Origin of the sequence: Nonlabens sp. Ci31 (assembly GCF_012974865.1) — a bacterium.
Classification (GTDB): Bacteria; Bacteroidota; Bacteroidia; order Flavobacteriales; family Flavobacteriaceae; genus Nonlabens.
The window spans coordinates 1,575,246-1,592,847 of the sequence record NZ_CP043633.1; the positions used below are offsets into that span (position 1 = coordinate 1,575,246).

General features: G+C 38.5%; 10 protein-coding genes. 6 read left to right on the forward strand and 4 right to left on the reverse strand.

What is annotated here, in order from left to right; genetic code table 11:
• Positions 1-76: 76 nt before the first annotated feature.
• Positions 77-1,006, forward strand: a complete 930-nt coding sequence (locus F0365_RS06990) for a DUF58 domain-containing protein (protein WP_169933046.1) — start codon at positions 77-79, stop codon at positions 1,004-1,006.
• Positions 1,007-1,414: 408 nt separating this feature from the next.
• Here the strand turns inward: F0365_RS06990 and F0365_RS06995 are convergent, their stop codons facing one another.
• The 4 genes from F0365_RS06995 to F0365_RS07010 form a co-directional block, all read right to left on the reverse strand.
• The gene (locus tag F0365_RS06995; protein WP_169933047.1) at positions 1,415-4,144 is read right to left on the reverse strand and encodes an alpha-amylase family glycosyl hydrolase; all 2,730 of its coding nucleotides are present in this window, start codon (positions 4,142-4,144) and stop codon (positions 1,415-1,417) included.
• 62 nt (positions 4,145-4,206) lie between these two features.
• Positions 4,207-5,343 (reverse strand): SusE domain-containing protein, encoded by a 1,137-nt coding sequence (locus F0365_RS07000; RefSeq protein WP_169933048.1) that lies wholly within the window; start codon positions 5,341-5,343, stop codon positions 4,207-4,209.
• Between the two features lie 19 nt (positions 5,344-5,362).
• A complete protein-coding gene (locus tag F0365_RS07005; RefSeq protein ID WP_169933049.1) occupies positions 5,363-6,961 on the reverse strand; it encodes a RagB/SusD family nutrient uptake outer membrane protein in 1,599 nt (532 codons plus the stop codon).
• A gap of 12 nt (positions 6,962-6,973) precedes the next feature.
• A complete protein-coding gene (locus tag F0365_RS07010) occupies positions 6,974-9,856 on the reverse strand; it encodes a SusC/RagA family TonB-linked outer membrane protein (protein ID WP_169933050.1) in 2,883 nt (960 codons plus the stop codon).
• Between the two features lie 190 nt (positions 9,857-10,046).
• Between F0365_RS07010 and F0365_RS07015 the strand changes: the two genes are divergently transcribed.
• The 5 genes from F0365_RS07015 (at position 10,047) to F0365_RS07035 (ending at position 17,601) form a co-directional block, all read left to right on the forward strand.
• On the forward strand, positions 10,047-11,066 hold the full coding sequence (locus F0365_RS07015) for a LacI family DNA-binding transcriptional regulator (RefSeq protein WP_169933051.1): 1,020 nt from the start codon (positions 10,047-10,049) through the stop codon (positions 11,064-11,066).
• 161 nt (positions 11,067-11,227) lie between these two features.
• Positions 11,228-12,685, forward strand: a complete 1,458-nt coding sequence (locus F0365_RS07020) for an MFS transporter (protein ID WP_169933052.1) — start codon at positions 11,228-11,230, stop codon at positions 12,683-12,685.
• Complete coding sequence (gene pgmB / locus F0365_RS07025; RefSeq protein WP_169933053.1) at positions 12,686-13,348, forward strand: beta-phosphoglucomutase; 663 nt, start codon at positions 12,686-12,688, stop codon at positions 13,346-13,348.
• Positions 13,345-15,648, forward strand: coding sequence for a glycoside hydrolase family 65 protein (locus tag F0365_RS07030; protein ID WP_169933054.1), 2,304 nt, complete (start codon positions 13,345-13,347; stop codon positions 15,646-15,648). The genes pgmB and F0365_RS07030 overlap by 4 nt, the downstream gene beginning before the upstream one ends.
• Before the next feature lie 3 nt (positions 15,649-15,651).
• Entirely contained in the window at positions 15,652-17,601 is a 1,950-nt protein-coding gene (locus F0365_RS07035; RefSeq protein ID WP_169933055.1) for a glycoside hydrolase family 13 protein, read from the forward strand.
• Position 17,602: the final 1 nt, after the last annotated feature.

The window sequence follows — 17,602 nt, forward strand, 5'->3', positions numbered from 1 at the left end:
AAACAAACTCAAAACTACAAGAGAAAGCAGGAAAGCCAAAGCAGCGATTCCTGCTTTATTTTATTATCTTCACCCTATGGACGTACAACAAGAACTCAACAAAACTACGGGTTTTAAAAACCTACAGTTACTTGCTAGTCAAGTGGTGGAAGGCTATATCAGTGGGATGCACAAATCGCCTTTTCATGGTTTTAGTGCTGAGTTTGCTGAGCATAAGATTTATAACCAAGGAGAAAGTACGCGTCATATCGACTGGAAATTATTTGCTAAAACAGACAAGCTTTATACCAAAAGATATGATGAGGAAACCAACTTGCGTTGTCACCTTATTATAGATAATAGTCCATCGATGCATTATCCGCTTACTAAAAAGCAAGAAATAGGATCGCTTAATAAAATAGGTTTTACTGCGCTCGCAGCGGCAAGTGTGATGAACCTATTAAAGAAACAACGCGATGCCGTTGGATTGAGTATTTATGCTAACGAGTACGAATATTACGCTCCAGAAAAAGGAAGTGAGAGGCATCACAATATGTTGTTGGACCAACTTTCTAGAATAAGTAGCAGCAAACCAAGTGGTCAAACTACAGACACTTATAAATACCTGCATGAAATAGCAGAGAACATCAAACGCAGGTCGCTTATCTTTCTTTTTACAGATATGTTTCAAAGTGATAGGCATGAGGATGAACTCTTTGAAGCCTTAAGGCATTTAAAATATAACAAACACGATGTGGTGCTTTTTCATACTTACGATAGTGCTACTGAGGTCAATTTTGAATTCTCCAATAGACCGACCCGTTATACAGATGTGGAAACAGGAGAATACATCAACCTTTATGCAGATAATGTTAGAGAAGAGTATCAGAAAGCGGTAAAGGAATATTTTGAAAAACTACGGGTGCGCTGTGGACAAAACAGAATCAAGTATATGCCGGTAGACATTCAGCAAAATTTTGATGTTGTAATGACTACTTTCTTGTTAGAAAGACAGCTTTTTAGATAGATAGCGTCACATTCTAATTTAAATACACCAACTGATGTTATTTTACACTAATTTATCTTTTAAATGCCGTATAAAATTAGTTTCTCTTCCACCCATTTGTTGTCATAAAATAGAACCCTAGCTACTGCTATGCTTAGATTTTATTCCTAAACTGGATAAAAAACAATTCGAATTTATAATATGTCATTCAGAAAACAAATTGGTATTAAATCAGGTTTTTTTATAAAATAAAAAAAGCCCATCCGAAGATAGGCTTAGTGCAACTGGACGATTGATGAAAAGAGTTCGAGTTGCTGTAAAGGAATTACTGGCTAAATCCTATTGATGTCAACAGGCATTTTTCTTTGCTTTCATAAAATGCCTAGCTCTTTTTATTTGTATCAGATCAAGTGTTGGAACGAACAAAGATTAGCTCTTTATGAGTTTTTCAACTTGAACTTGATCTCTATTTATCAATTCTACAAAATATATTCCTTGTTTTAAATCACTAATTCCATAATGGCTTTGTGGTCCTTTAAAACTTTTTACCAGTTGACCAGATACCTGGTAAATACGTACGGTTTCTACTTCTTCAGATAGCTTAAAAGTATCGGATGCTGGATTGGGAAATAACTTGATTGAGGAGGATAAAGAACGGACATCCTCATTACTTAATGGATCTTGTAATTGCTGAGTCGTGTACAGTTTATATTCCCCAGGTTGTAAATTAATCAAGGCCGTTTGATTCGTTACGTTGATAGCGGTGTTGTTATTAAAATAATCGTACCAGCTTCCTGTTTGTGAGAAATTAGGGTTGATATTTTGTGCAGTCACTGCAAAGTTAGCTATAACAACAGCATCAAATTGAGAACCGTTAAGATTAATTCTTTTTACCAGTCCGCTTACATCAAGGTTGTTATTGGTACTATTAAAAGTATCTGGGTACAAGGTTTTAAAATTGATCATAGTAGCGGTCACATGATACAAATCCATACGGTCTGTATCTGTATCATAACCCAATGTCCACGGAATAGGTTTGCGACCTGTGCGACCATTTAAATCAATGTCTAATTCATAGCCTAGTTCTCCAAATTGCCATAACATTTTAGGTCCAGGAATACTATACAGCATCGCAGCAATCGCTTCTTGTCTATCTAAAGCCACTGGCAATGTTCTAACATTATGAGAAGAGTTGGAATTATTACCGAATAGGAGGTTCTTATACATCAATCGTTGCTCGTCATGGCTTTCGGCATAAGCAACTAAATGTTGATTATTAAAGTTACGCGAGTTAAAATAGGACCGAAAGATATTTGTATTACCACCGAATCCCATAGAGTTTTGATTGTACTCATCGGTCATTTTTCCCCAAAGCATAAATCCGGCGTCAGCAAGAACTTTTTCTTCACTATTATCTGATAGATGTTCTAGAATCATGTAAATATCATTAGTGTTTGCATTCCATATGGTATTGCGGTAATCATTTAAGATATCTACTCTGGATTGATCATATGCATTCCATGCCCCTATGTTTCCTAACGTATTGTTTTGAGTAAATCCTTTAGAAAGGTCAAATCTGAATCCGTCCACTCGGTACTCATCAATTAAAAATTGCAAGGTTTGTTTGACATAGTCACGAGTAAAGGAACTCTCATGATTCATGTCATAGCCTACATTAAAGTCATGTCGTGCTGTAGCATTCATGTAAGGGCTATTTGTTGCAGGCCTAAAGTTAGCGGGATCCCACCACATTTGACACAAAGGACTCTGGCTGAAAGCGTGATTGTACACGACGTCAATAATAACCGCAATGCCTTTGGAGTGGCATAAATCTACCAGTTCTTTAAATTTTTCTGGAGTACCGTAGGCTTTGTCAACCGCTCCATGAAGCTTAGGGTTGTAACCCCAACTGTCGCTGCCTTCAAATTCGTTAATAGGCATTAATTGAAGGGCATTGATTCCTAATGTTTCTAAGTAATCAATGCGATCTATTACTTGCTGGTAACTGTCTTGCTCTGAGAAATCTCTTACGAGTAACTCATAGACTACAAGATTTTCTTGATCGGGTTTTGTAAAATTAGTTACGGTCCAGTTATAAGCTGTTTTTTGGTAAGTGTACAAAGTTACATCCCCTGTAGTCTCGTTAGATGGATACGCTGTTAGATTCGGGTAATTGCCTACAGGAATAAAGGGGTCGCTTCCAGGGTCCAATATCAGCTGGCTATATGGGTCGGCCACTTTGATATCAAAGTCCACTAAATATTGATACATAAACTCTGTATTTGCAGAGAATTCGCTGGCGGGAACAGTTATCCAAAAGTAATCCCCATCCTTATTCATTTGGTAATTGGTATCTAGATTCCAGTTGGTAAAACTTCCTACCAGAGCCACATCATTTTTAAGAGGTGCAGCAAGAAGGAACGTGACGCTACCGTCGGCATTTTCATTGACTCCATTTTTCAATCCTGTTGGACGCGGAAGATTTTGAGTCGTACCAGGCACAAACACGTTTACCGTATCGCTGGACGTATCAGTTCCGTTAGTTGCTGTTATGGTAATATCATAAGATCCAGCCGTAGTAAATGTATAAGAACCGCTAATATTCATAGCCGTCGTAGATGCTATACTAGAATTATTAACACTGAGATCAAGAGCTGTATTTTGAGAACAGTCACCAGAAATAGTTATGTTTTGATTTAGGGTAAATATGTCTCCATCTTGAGGTGAAGTAATCACTGTGTTCAATCCAGGAAGAAAAACATCTAGAAAAATGTCTGGACTGGTTTGAGCAGTTGCTGTGGCATTTCTTACGACCAAGCAAATTTCAGAAACTACCTCCCCAGGGGCAACGTTGTAAAATTGATCAATACTTGTTCCTAGAGTAAGTTGGTAAATGTTGCCGCCCGTATTTACAAATTGAGGAGCAGTGGCATTATCACTAAAAGTACTGTTGACTATATTTTGCCACCTAGTTCCATTAATGTTCACTCCCGTGTAGGCATAAAGAGTCCCTGTCGCATTTTCCAAGCCTGTTCCTGTAGCATCAAAAGTTAATGTTACTTGATCGGATTGTGTGGGTGTGGATGGTGATGTGGTTACTTGCGCTTTCGCGAAAGCGAAACAAATAAAGGACATCAAACATAAAGTAAAGTTTTTCATAGCTTGAGTTTTGAGCAAAAAAAGGGCTGCGAACAGCCCTTGTAATAAAGTAAATTATTAAATTATTCTTGAGGGATAAGTAAGAAACTTCCATCTAAATCATTGAAGAAGATGTCATAAGTACCCGCTTTTACAGTAATATTTGGGTCATTATTATTATTACCCTGTCCAGCATAAGCAGATGTTGCATCACCCCAACTGTTGGTCCAGTCGTTTTCTGCTCTGATCTTCATTTCACCAGCTATTAATACGATATCGCGTCCTACCCATTTGTGAGGGTCAAAAGTAGATTGTGTGAGGTCCGTATCTGGATCATTCCATCCATTGGGAGTCGCAGCACCTATAATTGCTATACTCGTGAAAGTAGGAGCAGCGGCAGCAGTTGTGTTTGGAACCATGCTAAAACTTGAAGAACCTTCTGAATCATTAGTTACTCCTGTTACATCTATTGTAAAGTCATAATATCCAGCAGTGGGAGCAGAAAAAACGTTGGGATCATTTCCAGCACCATCATTTACACCTACAGCACCATTTCTTTCCCCGTACTGTGGTTGCCACATTCCTAGATTAGAAAGAATTTTAAACGCGTCAGCATTGAAGTAACCTGTGTAATAATGCTTGTTCACATCATTGATATCTACATAAAGAGCTGGGTTCGTTTCTCCGTTTCCATCACCGTTGTTCCATCCTGGCTCTGTTGCAGCACCTACAAAATACAAAGGTTTGAAAGGGTAGGCTTCAAATGGAGTAATCACTGCAGTAACTTCATTAGAAAATACTGGATTTACAGCTGCAGATGCAGTGGTAGCTTTTACTCTTAACTTGAAGTTGTTAGCTGAGCCTGGCTCTGCACCTAATCCAAGGGCAGCATCATTTAATGCATTGTAAGTAACCGCTGCATTAGTACTATTGTTAGCCCCTAATACAGCAGGTGAGCTAAAGTCACCTGATTCAAGATCCATTTCTAGCTGATAATCAATTTGAACAGGAGTTTCAAAAGTTATTCTGTTCCATGAAAACCTTTCTGCAAGATCTGCACCATTTGTTTCTGTCACCTCAAAGGTGTTTATTTCTGGAGATAAAACGATTTCTCCAGAGCTGTTCGTGTCTAGTGAAAACTCTTCGCTATCGGTATCATCACAAGACATAACTGCTGCGAGAGCTAAAAACGAAAGCATTAATATTGAAAACTTTTTCATTTGTATTTGATTTATAAGATTAGTAACCAGTGTTTTGTGGTTGTAGATTAGGATTTTGATTTAACTCTTGTGCTGGAATAGGCAAGAGGTTTCTGTAAGCGGCTGTTGTGGTACCATTTTGTACATTTCCTTTCCAAGCCCATACCTTAGAAGTAGTGAACTGTCCGAAACGCACTAAATCTTGACGTCTATGTGTTTCCCAGTGTAATTCACGAGCTCTTTCATCTAGTAAGAAACCTAAGTCTATTTGTCCAGCAGTTACATTTCCACTAGTGTTACCATAAGCTCTTTCACGTATGATGTTGATATAGGCTTCGGCCGTGTTGAGGTCTCCACCTGCGCCACCTCTTAAGACAGCTTCAGCATACATTAAGTACGCATCTGATAAACGAAAGACAGGAAAATCAATATCTACAAAATCACCTGCTTGATCCACACCAGCAGATCCGTCTACGTTGATGTTTTTAAATTTCTGAATAGCAAAGCCATCTTTAAATTGTCCTACATCTGCAATTTCTTTTGTTTGATCATCGGTAAAGAACGTCTCTCTCGTGTCAGCAGAGTTTTCTTCTCCTGGAAATAATTCTACAAATTCTGGTGTAGTTCTAATACCGCCCCAACCACCGTTGATACCGAATTCTGTTGGGTCCATATTTCCACCTACTGGAGCGTGAGTCAAATAAGTAGTACCACCGAAAGTTTGTGTATTTAAACCATCAAAATTGATAGTCCAGATAAATTCGCTCTCTGCACCATTACGATTGTTGTCTGCTTGGAAACTGTAAGCATAAGGTACGTTAGGTACTGTATAGCCAGCTAAAATTACTTTATTCAACTGTGTAATTGCGTCTGTATTTCTTTCTGAACCTGTATAGACTTCAGCATTTAGATAAATTTTTGATAAAAGCATCCACAGCGCCGCTTTGTCTGCGCGTCCATATTCATTCATACGAGCGTCTACCATATCATCTTCAATAGCTAACAATTCTAATTCTATAAATTCAAATAACTCAGCGCGATTTTTCACTTCTGGTAAAACCGCTGGATCGTAGTTTACATCTCTAAAAGGCATTTTGCCAAAAAGATCCATTCCATGATAGTAAGAATAAGCTCTTAAAAACCTTGCTTCAGCGCGATACTCTGCAACATCTGCTCTAATATCTGCTGGGATATTGTATTCATTTAGTTTTGCATCTGTACTTAGAGCTAAGAATTCATTACAAACCGCTATTTGATAATTCACTCTTGAGAACATGGCGTTGATAAATTCATTCCCATCTGTCCATACATGGCCGTGTAAATCTTTGATCGTTCCATCATTCCAAGCGATAATCGCCTCGTCTGTGGTCAGTTCTTGCATGTTCCAGTATAATCTTAGGTAGTTGGAAAAACCACCATCGATTCCAGAAATGTCTGCATCACCGTCACCACCAGCTTGTCCACCTACGGCAAGACCTGCATAAGCTTTGGCAATAATGCCACGATAGGTGGCAGGATCTTGAAATAACTCTGCTTCTGTAACCCGGTTATCTCTCGGCTCTACTGTAAGTGCATCATCACATGCAGTAAAAACAAGCATCCCAAGAAACAAAAAGATAATTGATTTGTATATTTTCATAGTATTGCTTTTTTAAAAATTAAACCCTAATCCAAAGATTAGTCCTCTGTTACGAGGGAAAAGATTGTTGTCTATACCACCGAATACTTCAGGATCAACCCCGTCGTAATCTGTAATAGTTATAAGGTTAGTTCCTGTAACGGAGGCTCTTATATCTACTTTGTCGCCTGGGAAATTATAACCTAACGAGATGTTATCCAACTTGATAAAATCAGATTTCTGGATGTAGTAATCAGAAAATAATCGCTGTTGAGAGAAGTTGGTATCTAAAACATCTACCGGCGCATTGACATAAATTGGATTCTGTGTGTTCGTTGGGAAAATACTACCGTAGTTAGCTGCGTTAGAAGCCACGTTATTGTAGTTGTAACCGCCAGCGGCACCTCTAAAGGTAAAACTTAAATCTAGATTTTTATAATTGAAGTTGGAAGTGAATCCAAAATACACATCATGATTTGCTTTTTTATAACGAACTCTATCGGCATCGTTGATGATATTATCACCATTGGTATCTACAAAGACACCATCTAACGGATTTCCATCTTGATCGTATACTTGACGGAAAACACTGAAGGTAGTCGGGTCAGATCCTACCGACCATTCTTGGATATTGTTTCCTACACCTCCCGAAATCCCGCCTACTTGTACGGGAGCGTTTTCAGCACCGGCAAGGTCGGTAATTTCTATTTCTTGTACGGTAGCATTTGCAGATAAGGTCCAATTCATATTTTCAGACTGAATCATCTTTACAGAAATACTGGACTCGATACCTCTACTTAAAGTAGAACCAGCATTCTGAAAACTTCCATTTTCTAACCCTCCAGATGGAAGCGGGCCGAAAAGCAATAGGTCACTTGTTTCTCTATAAAAACCATCTACGCTACCCGTAATACGGTCGTCAAAGAAACCTAAGTCGATACCGGCATTCCACTGATCTGTAGTTTCCCACTTTAAGTCAATGGCTCCTTCTGGACGTATTGTAGTGACAAATTGATCTCCAAATTGTACAGCCGCTTGAGGTTGTCCTGGTGTGAAAACGGATAGGAATGCAAAAGATACAGGGATATCTTGCTGTCCTGTCTGACCAAAACCGCCACGTAGTTTTAATTGAGATAAGAAGCCACTGTTCTGAACAAAATTAGTGTTGGTTAATTTTAAGGCTCCACTAACACCGTAGAAATTAGCCCATCTATTTTCTTCAGAAAAACGAGAACTACCATTACGGGAAGCACTACCTGATAAAACAACTAAATCCTTAATGTCAAAGGAAGCTCTTGCAAATGCGGTGACCAGTGCAGAGTCATCTATGCCTACTGGATTTTCTTGCAAGGAGTTGTTTATGGTAGAACGACCAGTTGTTTGACGAGTAAAATCTTGATAACTTCCACCTAATGTTAGATCCATATCAGTATCTAGAGATTCTAAAGTTCGCTTATAATCAAAGCGACCATCTAGCAATTGGTTTCTTCTAAACCCTTCACTAAAGCTTCTGTTATTTCCACGAGCACCAGCTCCAGAGTTGAAGTCTCTAATAGAATAACTATCAAATTCATTATAATCGATACCTGCATTACCAGTAAATTTTAAACCAAGAACTTGTCTGATGTTATAAGCAGCGTTAAGATTTAATCTGGCTTGTGAATTGTCTAATTGGGAATCTAAACTATTTAATAGTCCTAATGGATTACGAGGTGCATTAGGTTCTGGACCTGTAGTGTTGGTGTATTCAAAATAACCGCCAAAAGCGCCGGTATTATTAAAAATAGATTGCGTAGGATCAAAAACTACAGCAGCGCCTATAGCACCACCATCAGCATTTCTGATTTCCTCTTGAGCCATTTGAGAAGTGAAGGTTAGTTTTAAATCTCCTTTAAGAAAATTCTGTCTCACATTAAGTCCTAATGTAGCTCTTTCATAACCAGACCTCAACAAAGTACCATGTTCGTTAGTGTAACCAAGTGACGCACGTATGGAGGTAGTTTCATAACCTTTCTCTGCAGTAAGGCTATGGATGACTCTAGTACCATTTTGGTAAATTTCATTTTGCCAGTCAGTATTTGCGGTACCTAATACAGAAGGATCTCTTCCTTGGTCTGTAATCAGTTGTCTAAACTCGTCTGCACTTAATACATCAGCATAGTTTTGAACTTGGTTGACTGCAAATTGAACATCGTATCCCAATTTAAGGTCGCTATTTAATTTTGCTTTTTTGGTCGTGATTAAAACGACACCATTAGAAGCACGGTTACCATATATAGCGGTAGCACTCGCATCTTTAAGAATAGTGAACGACTCAATGTCTGCTGGGTTGATAGAATTAAGACTCGCATTACGCTGATCTAATGGCACCCCATCTACTACATAAAGAGCATCTTGATTTCCACCTAGTGTAGAACCAGGACGTACTCTGATGGTAGGGCCGTCGCCTGGACGACCAGAAGCAGCGGTAACTTGCACACCTGCCACTTTACCAGCTATTAATTGGCCAGGGGATACGATGGCTCCTTTGTTAAACTCTTCTTCATTTACAGTCGTTTGCGCTGCGGTTACATTTGCTTTTTTAGTGCTTCCATATCCTATAAGTACGATGGCATCTAACTCAGAAGGATTTTCTTCTAAAGTAATATTGATGGAGGTCTGTCCCGTAAAAGGAATTTCCTGAGTGGTATAACCTACAAAAGAGAACAGAATGACAGCATCGCTAGGAACATTATTTAACGTGTATTTCCCATCAAAATCGGTTGATGTACCGTTAGATGTTCCTTTTATTGAAACAGTAGCTCCTAAAGCTGGTAAGCCGTTAGATTCCAATACTGTTCCAGTAATTACACTTTGAGCAAATGCAAAAAACGGTAGTAAAAATAACAGTAAAACTGCTTTGGATTTTTGATTCATTTCGTTGATTTAATTAGTTGTTAGTGTCATCTTCTTCTCACACGGCAGCTAAATTATGTAAAGTAAATGTTAACAAAACCTTTTTTCTACCACATTCTACGAAAACGTTTTCGGTTCATTGTAGTATTATTTTAAACTATCTTCACTTTCGCGAAAGCGAAACATACAATTATTCATAACCTAAGTTATAATGGCTCAAAAGATTACACTTAAGAAAATAGCGCAAGACTTAAAAGTCTCTATATCAACTGTCTCTAAGGCATTGAGAGATTCACATGAAATAAGTATTGAGACTAGAGACAAGATCAAAGAGTACGCAAAGGAGTTCAATTACAAGCCTAATAGTATAGCACTGAGTCTTAAGAATCAGAAGACAAAAAAGATCGGGATCATCATTCCCGAAATTGTTCACCATTTTTTTGCGACAGTTATTTCGGGAGTGGAACGCGTGGCAAATGAAAAAGGCTATCAGGTCATTATCACCTTGTCTGGAGAGAGTTTTGATAAAGAAGTTGTCAACATGGATATGCTGGCAAATGGCAGTATAGACGGTTTTATCATGAGCCTTTCCAAAGAAACCATGGAGAAACAGGATTTCCACCATTTAAGAGAGGTGACTAATCAAGGAATGCCTATAGTAATGTTTGATCGTGTATCTAACGATATACCTTGCGATAAAGTGATTATTGATGATGTTGCCGCAGGTCATGAAGCGACGGAGTTCTTATTGAGAAAAGGTAAAAACAAATTAGGTATTATCAGTACCGTAGACTACGTTAACGTGGGTAGATTGCGTTCTCAAGGCTTTAAACAAGCATTGCAACAACGGGGTTTTGAAGTAGAAGACCAGCAATTTCTCAAAATAGAAGACATTGACAGTTGTGAAAGCGCTATCGAAAATTTTGTAGTAAATAACAATTTTGATGCCGTAGTAGCAGTAAACGAGTTGTTTGCAGTTATGGCGAGTAAAGCCTTGCAAAAGGCAGGCAAGAAAATACCAGAAGATGTTGCTATTGTTGCGTTTACGGATGGAATACTTTCTAAATTTGCCAGTCCTACTTTAACGACTATAGGACAGAACGGTGAAGAAATGGGAGGGATCGCTGCTGCAAAACTGATTGAAAAGCTAGAGTCTAAAGATCACGATAATGAAACTTACGAAACCGTTATCGTAAAAACTACACTGATAGAAAGAGAATCTACACCATAAATTAATAGTTTTACACTTCCGATTAAAGTTATATCTTTAACGAGAAATTGAATGAAAATTTTACCATTTCATTCAATTTGATCAATCAAAACTTATCTTCTTCACACACACCATAAGTTTTGATAAGTCATAAGGCTTATCGTCATTAAATCAATAACGATATGCAAAAACCTAAGTTAGGTTTCTGGGATATTTGGAACATGAGTTTCGGATTTCTCGGTATTCAGTTTGGTTTTGCCCTTCAAGGCTCTACCATGTCACGTATTTTTGAAACATTAGGAGCAGAGGAGTCTGAAATTCCATTATTATGGATTGCCGCGCCACTTGCTGGTCTTATCGTACAACCCATTATAGGTTACCTCAGTGACAATACTTGGCACAAAAGATTAGGACGTCGCCGTCCTTTCTTTCTTATAGGAGCTATTTTGAGTTCTATCGCCTTGCTATTTATGCCCTATTCTTCAGAAGTATGGATGGCTGCGGGCTTACTACTCGTCCTAGATGCCTCCATTAACATCTCTATGGAGCCTTTTAGAGCGCTTGTTGCAGATAAACTGCCAGAATCACAACGCAGTTACGGGTTTGTAGTACAAACCTTAATCATAGGTGTGGGGACATGGGTAGCCAGCAACTTACCTAAATGGGTCAACAATACATTAGAAATTTCAAATGAAGCTGCTCCTGGAGTCGTTCCAGATTCTGTGAAAGTAGCTTTTGGGGTGGGCGCTTTTGTTTTTATTACTTCCATTCTCGTAACCATATTTACTACAAAAGAATATACTCCTGAAGAAATGGCTGCGTTTGATGATGCCGGGGAGCCAGAAGAGAAAAAAGGAATGCTCGCTACCATATTAGGGACCTATGCCTTAATGCCTTTAATCATGAAAAAATTAGGAGTGGTACAATTCTTCTCCTGGTTTGCATTCTTTGCGATGTGGACACTGGCAAATCCTGCGCTTACCAGTCATATATACAATGCCTCTAAACCAGATGTCATGGAGTTTGCTCAATTAACAACTAATGAAGATGGGGAAGAAGAGGCTGTTAGGTCTTCAGAAAATGAAATCGTATTTTTAAGTGAAACATCAAAAACAGCATACAAAAGCTTAGATAAAGCTTATAATGAAGCTAGTGATGATGTGGGTTCTAAAATGGGTATCTACGGATTAACCTCCATGATTTTTGCGTTACTTCTTACGTTCTATACCGCTTACAAGTCCATCAACAGAAAATACATTCACATGGGAAGTTTGCTCGCAGGAGCTCTCGGTTTCTTGTATATGTTTTACAGTCCAGGGGCCCCAGATAACCTCTACATATCATTTGGGCTCATCGGTATTGCGTGGGGTAGTATTTTATCCATGCCTTATGCCATGCTTTCCAGCTCTGTTGAATCCTCTAAAATGGGATTAATGATGGGGGTCTTTAATATGTTTATTGTCATCCCACAAATAATAGCCGCTGTAGGAGGGGTAGTTTTATTGCATAATTTAATTGGAGAAGAATCTATTCATGCGATGACTATTGCTGGAGTATTCTTAATTATTGCAGCATTCTCTAATTTACTAATTACAAATAAAAAGGCGATTACTTATCAGCCTGCTATTACAAACGATTAAATGGTTAAAAAAGCATTCATATTTGATTTAGATGGCGTTATAGTGGATACAGCAAAGTTCCATTTTATAGCTTGGCAGCGATTAGCGGCGTCTTTAGACATCAATTTTACAGAAGAAGAAAACGAACAACTGAAAGGAGTTTCTAGGGTGAATTCACTTAAGAAAATCTTAGAATGGGGAAAGAAAGAAATCTCTCCAGAAGTCTTTCAACAAAAAATGGATCAAAAGAACGAAGAGTATCTCGATCTTATAAAAAGCCTAAGCACAAAAGACATTATGCCAGGAGTGCACGACTTCCTTTTAAACTTAAAAAAGCAAGAGCTACCTATTGCATTAGGAAGTGCGAGTAAAAATGCACGGCCTATTTTACAAAAATTAGGAATACTAGACCTGTTTGAAGTTATTGTAGATGGAACTGACGTTACTAAAGCAAAACCAGATCCAGAAGTATTCCTTAGCGCTTGCCAGCAATTAAATTATACGGCTCAAGACAGTATCGTCTTTGAAGACAGTGTTGCAGGAGTGCAAGCTGCAAACACCGCTGGAATGATTTCCATAGGATTGGGAGAAGAAAACATATTGCATGAGGCAGATGAGGTTTTTACACACTTTACAGATATGCCCCAGGATTATATCAACACATTACTAAGTCAAAAGAAATGAATCAAGAATATATCATACCAAACGCCTGGTCTATCATTGAAGAAGGGTGGAAGCCGTCTCAAGTAGAATCTAGCGAAAGCCTTTTTTCCATCGGTAACGGTGCTATGGGGCAACGAGCAAATTTTGAAGAAAAATATTCAGGAGATACCTTTCAAGGAAGTTACCTAGCAGGAGTTTATTATCCAGATAAAACGAGAGTAGGATGGTGGAAAAATGGCTATCCAGAATACTTTGCAAAAGTTTTAAACGCTCCTAACTTTATAGGAATAGATGTCTTTGTAGATGGAGAAGAGTTGGACCTTGCGACAGCTCAAGAAGTGAGTGATTACCGTCGGGAACTGAATATGAAAGAAGGCTGGTACGAGCGTTCTTTTGTCGCTCATTTTTCTGATGATAAAGCGATTAAAGTAGTTGCGCGCAGGTTTATGAGTCTAGAAATAGATGAGCTTGCAGTGATGAACTACAAAGTAACAGCAGTAAAAGGAGATGTAAGAATTTCTTTTCAGCCGTATATTGATGCAGGAATTACTAATGAAGACACTAACTGGGATGATAAGTTCTGGGAAGTAGAAGAACTGGTTTCTGAAGACCATCAAGGTCTGGTACGCAGCCGAACTAATAAAACCAACTTTTATGTAGCAACTTACATGCAATCAGAGCTGATTAAAAATGGCGAGCATGTGCAATATGCTGCGCATTTTGATCAGAATAATACCCTGATCAGACATAAAGCTGTTTGCGATATCGCTCAAGGCGAAAGCGTCACGCTTATCAAGTATGCCGGTTATGTTTCTAGTTTAAATCATGAACATTGGGACTTGTTTACGGCTGCAAAAGCTGTTTTACATAAAGCGACAGCATTAGGTTATAAAAGTTTGCTTAAATTGCAGGCAGATTCATGGGCGCAAATTTGGGCCATGGCAGATATAACCATAGACGGTGATCTCAAAGCACAGCAAGGGATTCGTTTTAATATCTTCCAATTGAACCAAACTTATTCAGGTAAGGATTCTCGTCTTAACATAGGTCCTAAAGGATTTACTGGAGAGAAATATGGAGGTTCTACCTATTGGGATACAGAGGCTTATTGTATTCCTTTCTACATGGCTACCAAAGATCAACAGGTAGCACGTAATTTATTGAGATATAGATATGAGCAGCTAGACAAGGCCGTTGAAAATGCTAAGAAATTAGGGTTTTCTTCTGGAGCTGCTCTATATCCAATGGTTACTATGAACGGGGAAGAATCTCACAACGAGTGGGAAATTACCTTTGAAGAAATACACCGCAATGGGGCGATGGTTTATGCCATTTACAATTACATCAGGTATACTGGAGATGACAGTTACGTTCCAGAAATGGGACTTGAAGTAATGATCGCTATTGCAAAATTTTGGCACCAACGGGCTACTTATTCCCAGCGAGCTAAGAAGTACATGATCCTAGGCGTTACTGGACCTAATGAATATGAAAACAATGTCAACAACAACTGGTATACCAATTACTTAGCAAAATGGTGTATTGAGTATGCAGTAGAAAATATCCATAAAGTAAAAGACGCACACCCATCTGATTACGAGCGCATCATGGCCAAAACCAAACTGACAGATCACGAGATCTCAGCATGGATGGATGTGGCAGCAAATATGTACATGCCCTTCGATGAAGAATTAGGAATCTACTTACAACAAGATGGATTTTTAGATAAAGAAATCATTCCTGTAGAGGAGCTGTCTAAAGAAAACAGGCCTATCAACCAGAAATGGTCTTGGGATCGTATTTTAAGAAGCTGTTATATAAAACAAGCTGATGTGCTGCAATGCTTTTACTTCTTTGAAGATCACTTTACCAAAGAACAACTCGCAAAGCACTTTGACTTTTATGAACCCTTAACCGTTCATGAAAGCTCGCTTTCTCCTTGTGTTCACAGTATACAAGCAGCAAAGTTAGATCGTATGGATCAGGCTTATAAGCTTTATGTGAGAACCGCTCGTCTCGATCTTGATGACTATAATCAAGAAGTAGAAGAAGGTTGTCATATTACCAGTATGGCAGGAACATGGATGAGTATTGTAGAAGGTTTTGGAGGTCTTCAAATCATTGATGACAAACCTAGTTTTACGACCAAACTTCCTCAACAATGGAGCGGTTTCAGTTTTAAAATCAACTTTAGACATCAGATTATAGAAGTGCAGGTCACGACCTCTGGAACTAAAGTAAGTCTAGAAGGAAAGCACGATCAAGATATTATTCTCAATGGTGAGCACATCACTTTGGAGCCACAATTTGTAAATGCTTAACCTATGAATAGATTAGCCATTTTATTAAGTAGTGTTGTGTATCTCGCTTGTTCTTTTAATTTCGCTTTCGCGAAAGCGGACTTAAAAAACAGTTTATACCTCACTTGTTGCGGTACGAAAGCGGTACAAGCACCATCTATCGAGAGAGTAGAACCTCCTTTCTGGTGGACTGATATGGAACATTCTCAAGTGGAGGTGCTGTTATATGGAGAAAATATAGCCAATTACTCTGCTCCAATTGATAGTGATTTACCAATAGTAAAAGTTCGTAAAACAGAGAATCCCAATTATCTGTTTTTGACTTTAGACACTGCAAATGCCATTTCGGGTGATTATAAGATTCTTTTAAACGTTTACGATACCTATAATGTAATTGACTTTACCTTAAAGGAAAGAGAGTTTAATTCTAGATCAAGAAAAGGCTTCGATTCCAGTGACGCTATTTACCTAATCATGCCCGACCGATTTGCAAATGGGGACCCTTCTAACGATAGTACGGATGATACCCTAGAAAAAGTAAATCGAGAATTAAAAGGTGGTCGCCATGGAGGCGATATTCAAGGGATTATGGATCACTTAGATTATATCAATGAGTTAGGAGCTACTGCCATCTGGAGTACGCCTTTATTAGAAGATAATGATGAGCGTTATTCGTATCATGGTTATGCTCAAAGTGATTTGTATAAAATAGACCCAAGATACGGGACAAACGCCGATTATAAACGACTGGGCGATGAGTTGCATAAAAGAGATATGAAATTGGTCATGGATTATGTGACCAACCATTGGGGCGCAACGCACTGGATGATGCAGGATTTACCTACGCAAACCTGGATCCATCAATTTGATGATCATAAAGGAGAAGATTTTCCTGTTGCTGGATATGCCAACTCCTCTTACCGACAGACCACACAAATGGATCCTAATGTCAGTAAAAGAGATGCTATTTATGCAGAGAAAGGTTGGTTTGTCAGTTCCATGCCAGACATCAATCAAAGTGATCCATTAGTTTTAAATTATTTGATTCAAAATACCATTTGGTGGATAGAATATGCTGGATTAGACGGGTTGCGCGTAGATACCTATTCCTATAATGAAAAGGAAGGCATTGCAAAATGGACCAAAGCCATCATGGAGGAGTACCCTAACTTTAATATAGTAGGGGAAACTTGGTTACACGATCAAGCGCAAATTGCTTACTGGCAAAAAGATTCTAAAATCGCTGCCCTTCAGGATTACAATACACACTTGCCCAGCGTGATGGATTTTACTTTACACGATGCGATCACAAGTGCATTTAATGAAAATGATCAAGGTTGGGACAAAGGAATGGTAAAAGTCTATGAGAATTTTGTCAATGACTTTTTATATCCGGATATTGATAATATCTTGGTTTTTGCAGGAAATCACGATACCAATCGCATCAACGGCAACGGATTGTACAACGGCGATCTAGCCAAATACAAACTGGCTATGACTTTAGTGTTAACCACTAGAGGGATTCCGCAATTGTATTATGGTGATGAAATAGGAATGGGTGGTAACCGAGATACCGATGGTGACGGTGACATCAGAAGAGATTTTCCTGGAGGATGGAAAGGCGATGAGGGGAATGCTTTTAAAGAACCTACTCTAGAGCAAAAAGCCTTTCAAGAATTCACTAAGAAACTGCTGAATTATAGAAAGAATAAAGAAGTGATCCATAATGGGAAATTACTTCAATACGTCCCTGAGAATAATTGTTATGTCTATTTTAGAGAAAATGGTGTCGATAGTGTGATGGTGATCATCAATAACAATCCAGAAGAAGTAACTTTAGACATTTCTAGATTCAAAGAAGGAATTTATACCGCAAAAGAAGGAACTAATATCTTGACAGATAAAAAAGTGAAACTGACTGCTGATTTAAAAGTCGCTGGTAAAACAAGCATGGTGATGGAATATAGTTTTTAGC

What these genes read in the sequence shown, in the direction of transcription:
- F0365_RS06990 (WP_169933046.1), top strand. Translation starts at nt 77, where the DNA reads ATGGACGTACAACAAGAACTCAACAAAACTACGGGTTTTAAAAACCTA.
- F0365_RS06995 (WP_169933047.1), bottom strand. Translation starts at nt 4,144, where the DNA reads ATGAAAAACTTTACTTTATGTTTGATGTCCTTTATTTGTTTCGCTTTC.
- F0365_RS07000 (WP_169933048.1), bottom strand. Translation starts at nt 5,343, where the DNA reads ATGAAAAAGTTTTCAATATTAATGCTTTCGTTTTTAGCTCTCGCAGCA.
- F0365_RS07005 (WP_169933049.1), bottom strand. Translation starts at nt 6,961, where the DNA reads ATGAAAATATACAAATCAATTATCTTTTTGTTTCTTGGGATGCTTGTT.
- F0365_RS07010 (WP_169933050.1), bottom strand. Translation starts at nt 9,856, where the DNA reads ATGAATCAAAAATCCAAAGCAGTTTTACTGTTATTTTTACTACCGTTT.
- F0365_RS07015 (WP_169933051.1), top strand. Translation starts at nt 10,047, where the DNA reads ATGGCTCAAAAGATTACACTTAAGAAAATAGCGCAAGACTTAAAAGTC.
- F0365_RS07020 (WP_169933052.1), top strand. Translation starts at nt 11,228, where the DNA reads ATGCAAAAACCTAAGTTAGGTTTCTGGGATATTTGGAACATGAGTTTC.
- pgmB (WP_169933053.1), top strand. Translation starts at nt 12,686, where the DNA reads ATGGTTAAAAAAGCATTCATATTTGATTTAGATGGCGTTATAGTGGAT.
- F0365_RS07030 (WP_169933054.1), top strand. Translation starts at nt 13,345, where the DNA reads ATGAATCAAGAATATATCATACCAAACGCCTGGTCTATCATTGAAGAA.
- F0365_RS07035 (WP_169933055.1), top strand. Translation starts at nt 15,652, where the DNA reads ATGAATAGATTAGCCATTTTATTAAGTAGTGTTGTGTATCTCGCTTGT.